This is a genomic window from Stenotrophomonas sp. SrG (genome assembly GCF_050031795.1).
Taxonomy (GTDB): Bacteria; Pseudomonadota; Gammaproteobacteria; order Xanthomonadales; family Xanthomonadaceae; genus Stenotrophomonas; species Stenotrophomonas rhizophila_A.
Genome location: NZ_JBNBBE010000750.1, coordinates 1 through 246, shown reverse-complemented (window position 1 = coordinate 246; position 246 = coordinate 1). Strand labels below are relative to the sequence as shown.

General features: G+C 71.1%; 1 protein-coding gene. It reads left to right on the top strand.

The annotated features are described in order from the left end of the window. The coding region (locus ACQG3P_RS21565) for a triose-phosphate isomerase (protein WP_426806195.1) at positions 1 to 246 on the top strand (246 nt) is incomplete at both ends.

Genomic DNA, 246 nt, shown 5'->3' with positions numbered 1-246 from the left:
CCGGCGAAGTCTGCGCCGCCATGCTGGCCGACGTCGGTGCCCGCTATGGGCTGGTCGGCCAATCCGAGCGCCGCCAGTACCACAATGAAAGCAGCGAGCTGGTGGCCCGCAAGTTCGCCGCCGCCGTGCATGCCGGCCAGGTGCCGGTGCTGTGCGTGGGCGAAACCCTGGAGCAGCGTGAGGCTGGCCAGACCGAAGACGGCATCGCCAGCCAGCTGGCGCCCGTGCTGGAGCTGGTTGGCCCGG